This window comes from Streptomyces sp. NPDC007945, from assembly GCF_042958885.1.
Lineage (GTDB): Bacteria > Actinomycetota > Actinomycetes > Streptomycetales > Streptomycetaceae > Streptomyces.
The window spans coordinates 119,597-134,845 of sequence record NZ_JBIBJV010000009.1; the positions used below are offsets into that span (position 1 = coordinate 119,597).

General features: G+C 74.1%; 12 protein-coding genes and 1 pseudogene. 6 read left to right on the plus strand and 7 right to left on the minus strand.

What is annotated here, in order from left to right; all coding sequences use genetic code 11:
• The first annotated feature begins 65 nt into the window (after positions 1-65).
• Together ACFZCF_RS26365 and ACFZCF_RS26370 are read left to right on the plus strand one after the other, a co-directional pair.
• The gene (locus ACFZCF_RS26365) at positions 66-1,298 is read left to right on the plus strand and encodes a CapA family protein (RefSeq protein WP_391289229.1); all 1,233 of its coding nucleotides are present in this window, start codon (positions 66-68) and stop codon (positions 1,296-1,298) included.
• Between the two features lie 101 nt (positions 1,299-1,399).
• Entirely contained in the window at positions 1,400-2,263 is an 864-nt protein-coding gene (locus ACFZCF_RS26370) for a polysaccharide deacetylase family protein (RefSeq protein ID WP_388448482.1), read from the plus strand.
• 61 nt (positions 2,264-2,324) lie between these two features.
• On the opposite strand, the gene ACFZCF_RS26375 is transcribed toward ACFZCF_RS26370, so the two are convergent.
• A complete protein-coding gene (locus ACFZCF_RS26375) occupies positions 2,325-2,987 on the minus strand; it encodes a class F sortase (RefSeq protein WP_388448484.1) in 663 nt (220 codons plus the stop codon).
• 441 nt (positions 2,988-3,428) lie between these two features.
• On the opposite strand from ACFZCF_RS26375, the gene ACFZCF_RS26380 reads away from it, so the two are divergent.
• Positions 3,429-3,914, plus strand: coding sequence for a hypothetical protein (locus tag ACFZCF_RS26380; RefSeq protein WP_362172571.1), 486 nt, complete (start codon positions 3,429-3,431; stop codon positions 3,912-3,914).
• 146 nt (positions 3,915-4,060) lie between these two features.
• Here ACFZCF_RS26380 and ACFZCF_RS26385 read toward each other — a convergent pair whose 3' ends face one another.
• From ACFZCF_RS26385 to ACFZCF_RS26395, 3 genes are all read right to left on the minus strand, one after another.
• Entirely contained in the window at positions 4,061-4,621 is a 561-nt protein-coding gene (locus tag ACFZCF_RS26385; RefSeq protein WP_388448487.1) for a hypothetical protein, read from the minus strand.
• 164 nt (positions 4,622-4,785) lie between these two features.
• Positions 4,786-5,550, minus strand: coding sequence for a hypothetical protein (locus ACFZCF_RS26390; protein ID WP_391289232.1), 765 nt, complete (start codon positions 5,548-5,550; stop codon positions 4,786-4,788).
• 69 nt (positions 5,551-5,619) lie between these two features.
• Positions 5,620-6,267 (minus strand): hypothetical protein, encoded by a 648-nt coding sequence (locus ACFZCF_RS26395; RefSeq protein ID WP_391289234.1) that lies wholly within the window; start codon positions 6,265-6,267, stop codon positions 5,620-5,622.
• Positions 6,268-6,823: 556 nt separating this feature from the next.
• Here ACFZCF_RS26395 and ACFZCF_RS26400 point away from each other — a divergent pair.
• Together ACFZCF_RS26400 and ACFZCF_RS26405 are read left to right on the plus strand one after the other, a co-directional pair.
• On the plus strand, positions 6,824-7,636 hold the full coding sequence (locus tag ACFZCF_RS26400) for an SAM-dependent methyltransferase (protein WP_391289235.1): 813 nt from the start codon (positions 6,824-6,826) through the stop codon (positions 7,634-7,636).
• Positions 7,633-9,810, plus strand: a complete 2,178-nt coding sequence (locus ACFZCF_RS26405; protein ID WP_388448495.1) for a putative bifunctional diguanylate cyclase/phosphodiesterase — start codon at positions 7,633-7,635, stop codon at positions 9,808-9,810. Before ACFZCF_RS26400 ends, ACFZCF_RS26405 begins: the two co-directional genes overlap by 4 nt.
• Positions 9,811-9,960: 150 nt before the next feature.
• Here the strand turns inward: ACFZCF_RS26405 and ACFZCF_RS26410 are convergent, their stop codons facing one another.
• The 3 genes from ACFZCF_RS26410 to ACFZCF_RS26420 form a co-directional block, all read right to left on the minus strand.
• Positions 9,961-12,135 carry a hypothetical protein gene (locus ACFZCF_RS26410; protein ID WP_391289238.1) on the minus strand — a complete coding sequence of 725 codons (2,175 nt, stop codon included), beginning with the start codon at positions 12,133-12,135 and terminating at the stop codon, positions 9,961-9,963.
• Positions 12,136-12,306: 171 nt separating this feature from the next.
• Positions 12,307-13,542 carry a cation:proton antiporter gene (locus ACFZCF_RS26415; protein ID WP_388448499.1) on the minus strand — a complete coding sequence of 412 codons (1,236 nt, stop codon included), beginning with the start codon at positions 13,540-13,542 and terminating at the stop codon, positions 12,307-12,309.
• 3 nt (positions 13,543-13,545) lie between these two features.
• Positions 13,546-14,016: a cation:proton antiporter regulatory subunit gene (locus ACFZCF_RS26420; protein WP_189951758.1), complete on the minus strand. Its 471-nt coding sequence runs from the start codon at positions 14,014-14,016 to the stop codon at positions 13,546-13,548.
• 285 nt (positions 14,017-14,301) lie between these two features.
• Here ACFZCF_RS26420 and ACFZCF_RS26425 point away from each other — a divergent pair.
• Positions 14,302-15,231 (plus strand): annotated as a pseudogene (locus ACFZCF_RS26425) (HAMP domain-containing sensor histidine kinase); the annotation flags it as partial.
• Between the last annotated feature and the right edge of the window lie 18 nt (positions 15,232-15,249).

Consider the following 15,249-nt stretch of genomic DNA (forward strand, 5'->3'; position numbering starts at 1 on the left):
AGGGCCACCCGAAAGGTCAATTCGGCAGAACACATGTTCTTCCTATGATCGGGGTGGCAGTCGTCATGACCGCAGGTACCAGACCCGCAGGCGCCCGACCCGTACGCGCCCGACTCGTCCGGGCCGGCTCCACCGTCCTCGCCGGCTCCCTGCTCGCCGTCGTCGCCGCGTGCGGCCAGAACGGCACCGGCGGCGGTGCCCCGCCCCCGGGCGGCGCGCCCGGCGGCTCCACCGCCCCCCGCCCGGCCGCCCCGGCCCCGAAGCCGGCCGGCTTCACCCTGGTGGCCTCCGGCGACGTCCTCCCGCACGACTCGATCATCCGCCGGGCCGCCGCGGACGCGGGCGGCGACGGCTACGACTTCCGCCCCATGCTCGCCGGGGCGAAGCCCGTCGTCTCCGGCGCCGACCTGGCCATCTGCCACATGGAGACCGTCTACGGGAAGGACGGCGGGCCCTACACCGGCTACCCCGCCTTCAAGTCCCCGCCCGAGATCGCCGCCGCCCTCAAGGCCACCGGCTACGACTCCTGCTCGACGGCCTCCAACCACACCCTCGACGACGGCGCCGCCGGTCTCGGCCGCACCCTCGACGCCCTCGACGCGGCCGGAGTGAAGCACGCCGGCTCGGCCCGCACCGCCGCCGAGGCGGCCCGCCCCACCCTCCTCGAGGCCGGCGGCGCCACCGTCGCCCAACTCGCCTACACCTACGACACCAACGGCTACCCGCTCCCCGAGGGGAAGCCCTGGGCGGTGAACCTGCTCGACGAGTCCAAGGTGATCGCCGACGCGCGCGCGGCCCGCGCCGCCGGCGCCGACGTCGTCGTGGTCAGCGTCCACTGGGGCACCGAGTGGCAGACCGAGCCCGACCAGCGCCAGCTCTCCCTCGCCCGCGCACTCACCGCCTCCGCCACCGGCGGCCGCCCCGACGTGGATCTGGTGGTCGGCACACATGCCCACGTGCCTCAGGCCTACGAGAAGGTCAACGGCACCTGGGTGATCTACGGCATGGGCGACCAGATCGCCGGCGACATGATCAACCACCAGGGCGCCTTCGACCCGCGCGGGAACCAGAGCAGCATCGGCCGTTTCACCTTCGCCCCGCCGAAGCGGCCCGGTGCCCGCTGGGAGGTCACCAAGGCCGAGTTCCTGCCCCAGTGGTTCGACACCGGCCGCGGCCGGATCGTGAACCTCGGCGCCGCCGACGGCTCCGACCCCCGCCACCCCGGCATCCGGGAGACGATCCGCCAGGTCGTGCTCGGCCGGGGCGCCGCCGAGGACGGCCTGACCCTGGGCAGGTGACCCCGCCGGCCCCCTCGACGACATCGGCCCAACGGGTGCATTCGACGGGCCGCCCGGTGTCGGTGAGGGGGCCGGGGCCCTCCCCGTACGAACCATTGGTCATGAAAAACGATCAGCTGCCCACCGGTCGGAGGTCGGTGCTGCGCCTGGCCGCCGCCCTCGGCGTCACCGTCACCGCCGGGGCGCTCGCCGTCGACCGGCTCGGAGCCCCCGGCGACACCGCGGGCCCACCGCCGGGCGGGCCCCGCGCCGCCGGACCGCCCGCCGCCGGACCCCCGGCCGCCGCGCCCCGGCTGCGCCCCTCCGCCTACCGGCTCCAGCCCATGACCGCGTACGCCCCCGCCGTCCGGCCCCGCGCGCTGCCGCCGGTCCGGCGGCGGCCCTTCCTCTCGCTGAGCGACGTGGGCCGCTCGATGGTCCTCACCTTCGACGACGGCCCCGACCCCCGCTACACCCCGGCCGTCCTGGAGACCCTGCGCCGCCACGACTGCCGGGCGATGTTCTTCGTCTGCGGCGAGATGGCCGTGCGGAACCAGGACCTGCTGCGGGAGATGGCCGACGACGGGCACGTGGTCGGCAACCACTCCTGGTCGCACCCCCTGGTGCCCAAGCTCCGGCCCTCCCGCATCCGCGACGAACTCGGCTCCACCAGCGAGGTGGTGGAGCGCGCCGTCGGCACCGCGCCGGTCTGGTACCGGGCCCCCTACGGCGCCTGGAACCGGCACTCCTTCGAGATCGGCGCCGCCCTGGGGATGGAACCGCTCGCCTGGACCCTGGACACCCTCGACTGGAAGGAGCCCGGCGGCGACGCCATCGTCCGGCGGGTCGTGGACGGCGCGGGACCCGGCGTCATCGTCCTCTCGCACGACGCGGGCGGGGACCGCACGGGCACCGTCACGGCGCTGCGCCGCTATCTGCCCGCGCTCCTCGACGCCGGGTACACGATCACCGTGCCCCGCCGCTGAGCGGGCGTCACGCGCCGCGGGGCCCCGGGGAGAACCCCGGGGCCCCGCACGCACGCGTGCGTCAGCGGGAGCCGACCATCCGCGCGTAGACGACCACGTTCCCGTCGTAGCCGTGGGCACGGGTGTATCCGCCGCCGCAGGTGATCACCCGGAGCTCCGGGTGGCCGGTGTCGCCGTAGACCTGGGGCCCGGGGAAGTCCTGCTTGGAGTAGACCTCGACGCCGTAGATCTCGAAGACCGCCACCCGTCCGTCGTACCGCTCGACCTCGACGTGCTGGCCCTTCTCCAGGGAGCCGAGACCGTAGAAGACCGCGGGGCCGCTGTTGTTGTCGACGTGTCCGACGATCACCGCGGTGCCGCGCTGGCCGGGCGCGATGCCGTTCTGGTACCAGCCGGCGAGGTTGGCGTCCTGCGGGGGAGGGGCCGCCACCCAGCCCTCCGCGTCGAGCCCGACGTCCATCACCGGGGCCGCGACGTCGATCGCCGGGATGCGGACCCGCGAGGCGGGGGCGAAGGGCAGCGCCTGCACGCCGGCCGAGGCCTCGGCGGGCGGGGCTTCGACCGGACGCGCCACCGGACGGGCCGCGGCGGCCGGCTGCGGGGGGCCGCCGGCGACGTCCACGCCGTTGCGCATCATCGCGATCCCGGACAGCATGGCGAGGGCCAGGACGCCCCAGGGTTGTCGTCTCCTGCGCTCAGGGACGCGGAAGTCCTTCGGGGGCATGGTTCTCCCTTCGTGGCGACGTGTGAACGGTAAGGGCGACCGGCCACCTCCGCGCGCCGGGGCGGCCCGAACGGGTAGCCCCCGCCGCCGTACGGGTGGCGACGCGCCGGAGGAAGGCGCCCGCGTCGCCCGACGACACGTCGGACGAGTGGGCCGACGAGACGTCAGAAACCTTACGGAGGACGGCCCTCGGGCCCCGCTGGTCGGCCCGGGTGACAGTCCGCTGACCCATCCGAGTATTCGTCGGACAATCGTTTCGCGCGCCCCTGACCTGCGGTTGTGTCCTCCCGCGCAACTCGATCGGCGGCATCGGAGCTCACCGGACCGGCCCAGCGCCGAGGTGCAAGAAGGTGCCCGAGTTGTGATGGTTCGTCATGGAAGGCGTACTCGTCGAATCTCCCGGAGCACCGCTTCGGGGCGTCTTCCACTGGAGGTTCAACCATGCGTGCTGCACGCACTCTGGCGGTGACCGCCACCGCGTTCGCGGCGGTCGGCCTGGCCGCGCCCCTGGCCGCCGCCACCAACGGTCCCAGCAACGTCCAAGTCAGCCCCTACGACGTCCACGCGGGGTCGACGATCACGATCACCGCCAAGGGTTGCGGCCACGGTGGCACCGTCACGTCCAACGCCTTCCCGGAGACCAACCTCTCGGTCAACTCCAACGGCCTGTCCAGCGCCATCGCCCGCGTCTACAACAACGCGACGCCCGGCAACTACAACCTCGCCGTCAAGTGCAGCGACAACTCGCGCGTCGTCACGCACCCGTTCCGCGTCCTCGCGGGCCGCGGCGCGCAGGGCGGTCTCGGCGGTTCGCTGGCGCCCAGCTCCACCGAGATGGCCATCGGCGGCAGCCTGGTCGCCGCGGCCGCGCTCGGCGGCGGTGTCTTCGTCCTCCGCCGTCGCCGCATGACCGGCACGAGCGCCTGACCGGCCGAACCTCCCGGTCCGCCGACCGTGCCCGCCGCCCCCGTGTCCCGGAAGGGACCCGGGGGCGGCGGGCTGTGGCGCCGCAGCCCCCTCGTGGATCCGGTCGCCCTCCCGTGGAGCCGGGGCTCCGGGCCGGTGTCGGCGGGTCAGTGCCGGCGGTGGCTCGTACGGCGCCGGATCGCGTAGGCCGAACCGGCCGCCGCCGCCAGCACCAGGGCCGTACCGGCCGCGATCGTGCCGGGTCCGACGGAGCTCTGCGAGCCGCCGAGGCCGCCCTGCACCCCGCGCGGGGTGAGCAGCACCGTCGAGCGGGCGGTCGGCGACAGCGTGGCGAGGCCGCTGATGGTCAGGTCCACGCTGTCCTGCACGCCGCCCGAGCAGTTGAACGCCACCGTGTACACGGCGCCGCGCTTGGCGTCCGCGTCCACGGTGGCGGTGACCGAGGCGCCGGGGGCGATCTGAACGGTGTCGAAGACGCCGGCCGTCGCCGTCGCCGTGCTGGAGCAGCCGGGGGCGCTGAGCGTCACCCGCCCGCCGGGGGAGACGAGCGAGGGGGAGACGACGAAGTCGCCCGGGGCCTTGGCGCCCCGCACCCGCGGGTTCGGCGCGGGCGCACCGTCGGCCGCGAAGGCGACGGTGACGGGGGCGGCCAGGGCGAGGGCGGCCGCCCCCAGCAGGGCGGTGGACGCGGCACGTATCGCGCGCATGGTGATTCCTCCGGGTACCGAGGGCCGGCCGCGGCGGAATGGCCGCATGGAGCCTGCGTGCACCTCGTTGCCCGAAACGCTAGGAGCGCACTACCACAGCCGCGATCCCAGGCGCGCGAATGGGGCACGCGGGTCCCCCGGACGGTCCAGTACCGCCCCCTCGCTCAATCGGTGACCTGCGGGAACAGACCGGTGAACGGCGCGGCGGAATCGCCCAGACCGCGACCGTACGGCGCGTCGAAGTCCCAGATGAGGAAGAGCAGGAAGGCGATCAGGGCGCTGTAGAGGCCGGCGAGCAGCAGTTCGCGCCCGGTGCGCCGGATCTGGAGGGTGAAGATCAGCCCCACCGACACCAGGGCGCCGATGACGAGGCCGAACCAGACGACCCCGGGCATGGTCTCCCCGGCGCTCTGGCCGCGGGCGCTGCGGGCGTCGTCGACGACCATCACCTGGTCGACCAGCGGCTGGTAGGCCTGCCCCTCGAAGTCGTTCGCCGGTTCGTAGTCGGTGACGCTCCGGCGGACCTTCTGGAGGAGGGCGTCGCCCTCCGGCGTCGTGCCGCCCTGCTCGGCCCGCTGCGTGAACTCCTCGTTCACCACGTAGGTGACGTAGGCGTCGACGTCGGCGCGGATCCGGTCGCGGACGGGCGCCGGATAGACCTCGACGCGCTCGGAGATCTCGTGCAGGGCCTGGGCCTCCTGCCGCGCCACCTCCTGGGCGGCACCGCGGGCCTCCCACACGCCGGCGATGGCGAGGCCGAGGACGATCGCGTAGATCACGCCGATCATCATCGTCATGTACTCGATGACGTCGGGGGTCTCGCTGGGGTCGTCGTCCGCGGGGATCCGCCGGTGGTTGATGACGACGATGGCCAGGACGACGGCGCAGGCCGCTGCCATCGCCAGGGTCAGGACGAGCCATTCGGACATGGAGTCGGGTCTTCCTCACGGGAGTCGGGGTGGGGAGGTGCTGCGGGGCGGGCCGAGGCCCGGGCCGCGTCAGCGGGAGGAGCGCGGGCGCAGGATCGCGGTGGCGAGGACGGCGGGCGCGGTGATGAGGAGCATCGTGGTGACGGGTGACGCGGTGCTCTTGGGCTGGGGCCTGCTGGTCCGCTGGTAGTGCGGCAGCGCGGCGGGGGGCGCGGCGGCCGGGCGCGGCGCCGCCGTGCGGGCGGGCGGTGCCGGCGGCGCGGGGGCCGCCGGGGTGGCGGGCGCGGGGGAGGGCGACGGCGGGGCGGGGGTCGGCCGGGGTGCCGGGGTGGCGGCGGGCGGCCGCGCGGGGGAGGGAGCGGGCGGGAGCAGCGGTGCGGGCACCGGCTCGACGGACGGCGGCCTGGGCGCGGGCCGTACCGGGCTCAGGGGCGGCCTCGGGGGCACCGTCAGCCGGGGTGGCTCGGGCGGCTTCGGCTGGGGCGGCTCGGTCGCCTTCGGCGGCTTGGTCGGTTTGGGGGGTTTGGTCGGTTTGGGCGGCTTCGGCGGAGGCGAGCACGCGTCCGGGCCGACGACCGCCACCGAGGTGTGCGAGCCGTTCGGTCCGACGGTGGCGTAGGCGCAGGCGTCGGCGGCCGCCGGCACGGGTGCGGCGAGCAGCCACACCAGGCCGGCGGCCGCCAGCGACCGCGTGAGAGGTGATGCGTACAGAGACACGCCGATGAGCTTGAACACACGGATGGCGAACCGGAGGCCGAATCCCGCCTGATTCCCCGGAAGGTGGGGATCTTGGGATGCACGGGTTTGACGTTGTGCCGCGGACCGCCCGATCCGGAGCAAGGACGGGGCCGTCGGAGCAGGTGTGGAGGGGGCGTGCGCCGGGGCGCGGAATGGCCGACGGAAGCCGTCCCGGGCCCCTGGTGGAAGAACTGTCCGGTTGTCGCCCTGCTGTGAATCCGGCGCGGGCGGTACCGCGTTCGGGGACGGCCGGGTGTCGGCGGGCGGATCGCCGAGGTACGGCGGGGTGAGAGGGTGTGCAACGGGCGCCAGGCGGGGGCCCGGAGAGCCGGCGCACATCCATATGCACGTGAATATGCACGGTCTGAAGGCGTGAACTCTTCGCTCCGAACGTACGTGCCAAAGGCGTGTGACCAAGAACGGACCGCGAATTTCCGTTTCTACTCGCTCTCTCGGCGGGCGATCAGTAGCCTCACCTCGAACACGGCCGCGAACACCGGGCCGCATCCTCCGTGGCGACTTGTTGGAGACATCGATGGAGCGTCCCGCCTGGGCTCCGCCCGGTATCGACATCTCGGTACCGAGCGTGTCCCGTATGTACGACTTCTATCTGGGCGGCTCGCACAATTTCGAAGTGGACCGGGAAGCGGCCCGCAAGGCCATGGAGTTCCTGCCGGGCCTCCCGAAGATCATGCAGGCGAACCGGGCGTTCATGCGCCGCGCCGTCCGCTTCGCCGTCGACAACGACGTCACCCAGTTCCTCGACATCGGCTCCGGGATTCCGACCTTCGGCAACGTGCACGAGGTCGCGCAGGCCGCCGACCCCGCCGCCCGGATCGTCTACGTCGACCACGACCCCGTCGCCGTGGCGCACAGCCGGGCCGTCCTGGAGGGCGTCGACGGCGCCGTCGTCGTCCCCGCCGACCTCCGCAAGCCGGCCGACATCCTCCACAGCCCCGAGCTCACCGGACTGCTCGACCTCGACCGGCCGGTGGCCCTGCTCCTCGTCGCCGTCCTGCACTTCCTGGAGGACGAGGACCGCCCGCACGAGGCCGTCGCGGAACTCCTCGACGCGCTCGCCCCCGGCAGCCTCCTCGTCCTCACCCACGCCTCGTACGAGGGCATCCCCGTCGACCAGGAGCGGGCCAGCGGCACCGTCGACGTCTACCGCAGCACCCGCAGCCCGCTGGTGATGCGGTCCCGCGAGGAGATCACCCGCTTCTTCGACGGCACCGAGACCGTCGAACCCGGCGTGGTCTCCATGCCGCTGTGGCGGCCGGACGGCCCTCCCGAGGAGGAGGACCCGTACGCCTTCTCCGGCTTCGCAGGTGTGGGGCGCAAGGCGTGAAGGTGCCGTCGCAGCCGTCCGGATCCGCCGCGGAAGCCGACGGCCCGGAGGACAGACTCAGGCGGTTCGTCACCATCTGGAGCCGGGCCATCTTCCCGGTGACCGCCACCTCCCTCACCCGCGCCGAGTTCGAGGGCCATCTCCTCCCGCTCGCGCGCCTGCTGTGCGAGGCGCTGCTCGCCCGGCCCTTCGACACCGCCCCCGCCCAGCGGGCCGGCGCCGGCCTGGTCGACGCCCACTGCACCGACCCGGACGCCCTCGGCCGCAGCCTCGGCGTCGTCGACTCCTACCTCGTCCTCTACTGCGGTACGGACCCCGGGTTCGCCGCCGAGGAACTGCGCGCCCGCTGCGCCCGCCTCCAGCACGCCATGGCCACCGGCTACGCCCAGGCCCTGCGCGAGCGCACCCGCCTGGAGCAGGAGGCCATCGCCCGCTCCGCGCTCGCCGCCCGCAGCGCCGCCGAGATCGCCCTGCACGCCACCGAGAGCCGCTTCCGGGCGGTCTTCGACGGCGCCGCCATCGGCATCGGCATCGCCGACCTCGAAGGCCGCATCGTCGAGATCAACGACACCATGACCCGCATGTTCGGCGGCGTCGAGGCGCACGTCCGCAGCCGCAACGTCAGCGAGTGGGTGCATCCCGAGGACGGTCCGCACGTCTGGCGGCTCTACGAGGAGCTGGTGCGCGGCGAGCGCGAGCAGTACCGGGTGGAGAAGCCGTACTACCGCGGCGACGGCACGGTGCTGTGGACCAACCTCACCGTCTCCCTGCTGCGCGACGCCGAGGGCCGCCCCCAGTACCAGCTCGCCCTCATGGAGGACATCACCGAACGGCGCCTGCTCCACCTGCGCCTGCGGTACGAGGCCACCCACGACGCCCTCACCGGGCTCCCCAACCGGACGCTGTTCTTCGAGCGCCTGGAGAAGGCCGTCGCCCCCGCCACCGGCGGCGACGACGCCCGCTTCGCGCTCTGCTACCTCGACCTCGACGGCTTCAAGGCCATCAACGACAGCCTCGGCCACTCCGTCGGCGACCGGCTCCTCGTCGAGATCGCCGACCGGCTCCAGGCCTGCGCCACCGGTCCCGGCGAGATGGTCGCCCGGCTCGGCGGCGACGAGTTCGTCGCCCTCACCACCGGCACCGGCGGCGAGGGCGACGCGGTCGCCCTCGCCGACCGCATCCTCGCCGCCCTCTCCACCCCCGTCGGCGTCGACGGACGCGAACTGACCGTCCGCGGCAGCCTCGGCGTCGTCGAGGGGCCGGCCGGCGAGCGCACCGCCGCCGAGGTGCTGCGCAGCGCCGACATCACCATGTACCGGGCCAAGTCCGCGGGCGGCAACCGCTTCGAGCGCGCCGACCCCGAGGCCGACGCGCGCGCCATCACCCGGCACGGCCTCACCACCGCCCTGCCGACCGCCCTGGAACGCGGCGAGTTCTTCATCGAGTACCAGCCGCTCGTCCACCTCGACGACGGCAGCGTCCACGGCGCCGAGGCCCTCGTCCGCTGGAGCCACCCGCAGCACGGCGTCCTCGGCCCCGACCGCTTCATCCCGCTCGCCGAGGACACCGGCCTGATCGTCCCGCTCGGCCGCTGGGTCCTCCAGGAGGCCGTCCGCCAGGCACGCTCCTGGCAGCTCGACGACCCCACGGCCGGCAACCCGCTCCGCGTCAACGTCAACCTGTCGCCGACCCAGCTCCACCACCCCCGGCTGGTCGCCGACACCGTCGACGTCCTGGAGCGGGCCGGGCTCGCGCCGGGCGCGCTCTGCCTGGAGGTCACCGAGTCCGCCCTGATCGGCGCCGACGAGGACCTGCTGAAACCGCTGCGCCAGCTCGCCGAGATGGGCGTCGACATCGCCCTCGACGACTTCGGCACCGGCTACTCCAACCTCGCCAACCTGCGCCGCCTGCCGGTCAGCGTCCTCAAGCTCGACCGCTCCTTCACCCGCGGGATGCAGCAGCATCCGGTGGACCCCGTCGACCTCAAGATCGTCGAGGGCATCGTCTCCCTCGCCCACAGCCTCGAACTCGCCGTCACCGTCGAGGGGGTGGAGACCGCCGCCCAGGCGGAACGCCTCCGGGAGATCGGCTGTGACACCGCCCAGGGCTGGTACTACGCCCGCCCCGGCGCCCCGGACCGCATCCACTCCCTGGTGCTCGCCGACGCGGTGTGACCCCGGCACACGCGACGGGCCGCGGTCCCCGGAAGGACCGCGGCCCGCGCGGAACGGAAAAAGGGGGCGAGGAAAGCGGAAGGACTATCTTCAGTAGAGGTTCTGAGAAGGAAGCCCCTCCATGGCCTCGCCCCGCACCGACCGTAACACTCAGGCGGGGATCAGGTCGCGCAGATTTTCCGGCGTCACGACCACGGAGCCCTCGGCGAGCCCGTCGGGCCGCTCCAGGCCCAGGTACGTCACCGGCTCCTCCGGCACCTCGCCCCCCTCCCACACCGTCACGGCGGAGCCCGACTCCTCCATCAGCCTGACCAGGTGACCCACCGTCAGCGGTCGGTGCTCCATCAGACCGCGCAGCAGCACCGTCACCGACACCCGGTGGTCCTCCACCCGGTTTGCCACCGGAGCGCCCCGCAGGCAGACGTGCAGCCAGTGCGCGTGCCACCGTCCCTCCTCGTCCCGCCGGAACGCCAGCGGCAGCGCCACCCGGCCCGGCCCCCGAAGATCCGACTTCATCCGGACCGTGCGCGGCTCGAACGGGCGGCCCCGCTGCTCCCGGTCGCGCAGCATGAACCCGAAGAACGACTCCTCCGTCTCCTCGAATCCCTCACCCGCGAACACGTGCACCTGCGGCACGATGTACGCGCCGCGCACCGCGCCGAGCCGCAGATCGATGAACTCCGAAGCCCCGTCCGGAGCCTCGACCACATCACCGGAGTGCACGCCCTCGACGTCGGCCAGCGCCGTGTACGACAGCCAGGTGACCGGCCGGTACCGCTCGTCCAGGACCAGCGCCGACAGATCGAGGTCCGTGGTCAGCCGGGTCTGCTTCCAGTACATGAAGAAGCGCAGCAGCTCTCCGTCGACCGGCGACACCGAGCCGCGCGGCAGCACCCCGAAGCCCCCGGACGACGCCCGGCCGCTGAGCGGCAGCGCCACGTCCAGCGCCTCCGGGGTGACGAGGATCCGCTCCGGCACCGGCAGCCTGCGGCGCGTCTCCGCGTCCAGCAGCGCCACCAGCCGATCCCGTACGCCCGCCGGAAGCGCCGGGCGGGTGTCGGCCGCCACCCAGGCGCCGCCCGCCCGGTTCACGAACACCCGCCGTCCGGCGCCTCCTTCGGCTCCCCGGTTCTGCAGGTGCTCGCGCACCGACAGCACCACGCGACCCGCCACGCGCGACCCGGACCGCTCCACCGCGGCGAGCACCGCCTCCCGCCCGGCCTCGTCCGCCGTACGCAGCAGTCGGTCGAGCGCCCGGAAGAGCCGGCCCGGCGCCGCCGACGCCAGCAGGTCCGCCGCCCCCGGCACATCACCGCGGGCGAGCAGCGCCTCCACCCGGGAGTCCAGCGACGGCGCCCGCGATTCGCCCCGAGCCACCGCGAGGACCTCGGCGGCGTGCGGCCACGCCGGGTACTCGTGCGGGTGCAGCCGCTCCCCGAGCCGCTTCCACGCCTCCCGGTACGGCGCGACGTCGGCGAGCTTCTCCGGGGCCGCCGCCACCACCCCGTCCAGGCCCGCGAGCAGTGCCCGGCGCAGCGGCCGTGACAGGGAGCGGAAGCGGGTCGGCTCCCGCAGCGTCACGTCACCCTCCGACAGCGCGCACGCCAGCCGCAGCACGTCGGTCACGGTGTCGAGCAGCGGCGCGGCGCCGGCCCGCAGCCGGGCGGCGTTGACCACGGCCCGGTTCTCCCGGACCGGGATCGTCACCGGCTGCGGCCCTTCCGCGCAGTGCGCGGCGAGCACCGCCAGATCGGCCAGGTGCTCCTCGCCCAGCGGCGTCACGGATCCGGCCAACGACAGGTACAGGGCGCCGAGTTCCTCCTCGACGGGGCCGCCCGGGTGCAGCAGGGTCAGTCGGTCCCCGCTCGCCGGCGTCAACTCCGCGTGTGCCGCGAGAAGTTCCTCGTAGGTGTGCTGGTACCGGCCGTACGTGGGCAGCGTCAGCAGGTTCAGGACCCCCGCGCTCAGCTGCGCCTCGACGGCCTGCCGGGCCTCGGGGTCGTCGAGCGCCCTCAGGACGCACGACAGCCAGAACTCCTGGGTGTCGGGGACGTTGTGGGGGAAGTCGACGAAGTAGGCGTTGTGCCCGACGTGGTCGCCGACCCGCTCGCGGACCGCGTCCAGCGCCCGGCGGGCCAGCTCCACGACGGTCTCGCCGGGCCGCCCGGACAGCGCCCTCAGCAGGGAGTGCGACAGGGCGAAGCCCGCCGTCCGCAGCGCGGCGTCGAACCGCAGGGCGGCGGCGGAGCCGTCCCCGGCGGGACCGGTGGGCAGGGGCAGCCGCAGGGTGTGCCGGACGAGCAGACGTTCGAAGGAGTGGTCCATCCCGTGATGCTCGCAGCCCGCCCGACCGGCACGCACGCGGATTTCCTCCCGGTGAGGACCCGGTCCTCCGGGCTCCCGAGGGCGCCGGTGGCCCCGGTCGGTGGCCCCGGCCCACCAGGAGGGTCGCGTCGGTCCGCGCTCCCTCCCCGCGGCGGCCGCCCGCCCCTGCGGTCAGCGCTCGTGGCGGACCGGCTCCGGCAGCGGCAGCCGCTCCTCGGCGGGCCCCGGGTCCACCGGCGCCCGGCGGCGGCTCCGGCCCGTCACCCAGGTGGCGAACGGCTCGGTGTACCGGGCCGTCAGCGGGCCGATGACGACTAGCAGGAGGACGTACGCGGTGGCCAGCGGGCCCAGCGACGGCTCGATCCCGGCCGAGACCGCGAGCCCCGCGATGACGATGGAGAACTCGCCGCGCGCCACCAGCGTCCCGCCGGCCCGCCACGCGCCCTTCACGGAGATCCCGTTGCGGCGCGCCGCCCAGTACCCGGTGGCGATCTTCGTGCCCGCGGTGACGACGGCGAGGGCCAGCGCGGGCAGCAGCACCGGCGGAATGCTGGCCGGATCGGTGTGCAGCCCGAAGAAGACGAAGAACACGGCGGCGAACAGGTCCCGCAGCGGGCTCAGCAGATGGTGCGCGCCCTCCGCGACCTCACCCGACAGCGCGATGCCGACGAGGAACGCGCCGACGGCCGCCGAGACCTGGAGCTGCTGCGCGATCCCCGCGACCAGCAGCGTCAGCCCCAGCACCACCAGGAGCAGCTTCTCCGGGTCGTCGCTCGACACGAAGCGCGAGATCACCCGGCCGTACCGCACGGCCACGAACAGCACGAGCCCCGCGACGCCCAGCGCGATCGCGAGCGTCGCGCTCCCCGCCGCGAGCCCGACCCCGGCCAGCAGCGCGGTCACGATCGGCAGGTACACCGCCATCGCCAGGTCCTCCAGGACCAGGATGCTCAGCACCACCGGCGTCTCGCGGTTGCCGAGCCGCCCCAGGTCCCCGAGGACCTTGGCGATGACACCGGACGACGAGATCCACGTGACGCCCGCCAGCACCACCGCCGCCACCGGCCCCCACCCGAGCAGCAGCGCCATGCCGGCACCCGGCAGCGCGTTGAGCGCGCCGTCCACGAGCCCGGCCGGATACTGCGTCTTCAGGTTGGAGACCAGATCGGTCGCCGTGTACTCCAGACCGAGCATCAGGAGCAGCAGGATCACCCCGATCTCGGCGCCGATGGCGACGAACTCCTCGCTCGCCCCCAGCGGCAGCAGCCCACCCTTCCCGAACGCGAGCCCGGCCAGCAGGTACAGGGGTATGGGCGAGAACCGAAACCGCCCCGCCACCCGGCCCAGCAGGCCGAGGCCGAGGATGATCGCTCCGAACTCGATGAGGAAGACGGCGGACGAGTGCACCGATCACTCCCTTCCCAGGATGGTGGCGGCGGCGTCCACGCCCTCGTGGGTGCCGATGACGATGAGGGTGTCCCCGCCGGCGAGGCGGAAGCCGGGGCCGGGGGAGGGGACGGCGTCGGCCCGGCGCAGGACGGCGACGATGGACACGCCGGTCTCCGTGCGCATGCGGGTCTCGCCGAGGGTGCGGCCGTTCCAGTGGGAGGCCGAGGACAGCTCGATGCGCTCGGCGACCAGGCCCAGCTCCGTGGTGTGGAGCAGGTTCGGGCTGTGGTGGGCGGGCATCAGCGCGTCGACGAACGCGGCGGACTCCCCGGCGGTCAGGTGCAGCGACTGCAGGCAGGCGTCGGGGTCGTCGGACCGGTAGACGTTGACCGTGCGGGTGCCGTCGCGGTGGGCGATCACCGACAGGTGCCGGTGCTCCCGGGTGGTGAGGTCGTACTGGACGCCGATGCCGGGAAGTGGCGTCGAACTCATCCGTGAAGTGGGCACGGCCCGGACTCCTCGTGTCGTCGAATGGCGTGGGCGCGCGCGGCGAGGAGGCCGGTGCCCCTCCGCAGAGGCGGGAGTTCCGGGGCCGCGGCCGGAACATGCTGTCACACCGCAGGGCCTTCGCGCATGGGTGTCGGCACGGATGGACAGGGGGCCCGGACAGCGGTGACGATGGGGCGGGGACATAGGCTTCTCCGCAGGTCAGCGCGGTCCGGGGGATCGACCGCCCGGGGCCGGTCGGGGCCGGCGGAGTCAGGGAGAGAGCGGGACGTGTCACTGTACGGACGGATCTTCCTCCTCAACGCGGCCGTCCTCGTCCTCGCCGCGGGCCTCCTCCTCGGGCCCGTCACCGTCTCCACCCCCGTCCTCCTGGGCGAGGCGGTCGTCGTGGTCTGCGGACTCGTCCTCATGCTCGTCCTCAACGCGGTGCTGCTGCGCGTGGGCCTCGCCCCGCTCGGCCGGCTCGGCCGCGCCATGGCGACGGCCGACCTCCTCAAGCCGGGGACGAGGGCCGAGGTGTCCGGGCGCGGCGAGATCGCCGACCTGACCGCCGCCTTCAACGCCATGCTGGACCGGCTGGAGACCGAGCGGGCCACCAGCAGCGGCCGCGTCCTCACCGCGCAGGAGGCGGAGCGCCAGCGGATCGCCCGCGAGCTCCACGACGAGGTGGGCCAGACCCTCACCGCGGTCCTCCTCCAGCTCAGGCACACCGCCGACCACGCCCCGGCGGAACTCCGCGAGGACCTGCGGCAGGCGCAGGAGACCACCCGCGCGGGCCTGGAGGAGATCCGCCGGATCGCCCGCCGGCTGCGGCCCGGGGTGCTGGAGGAACTCGGCCTGCACAGCGCGCTCCGCTCCCTCGCCGGTGAACTCTCCACGCCGGGTCTCCGGGTGACCACCCATCTCACGGCCGCCCCGCGGGGCCTCGACCCGGCGACCGAGCTCGTCGTCTACCGGGTCGCCCAGGAGAGCCTCACCAACGCGGCCCGGCACGCCGGCGCCGCCCACGTCGACGTGCGGCTCGGCCCGGCCCCGGGTGGTGGCACCCGTCTCGTCGTCCGCGACGACGGCCGGGGCACGGCCGGCGCCGAGGAGGGCGCCGGGATCGGCGGCATGCGCGAACGCGCCCTGCTCGTCGGCGCCGGCCTGTGGGTCGGACCGGGGGAGGAGGGGGGTACGGAGGTACGCCTCGACCTGCCGGGCCCGGCACCGGCACCG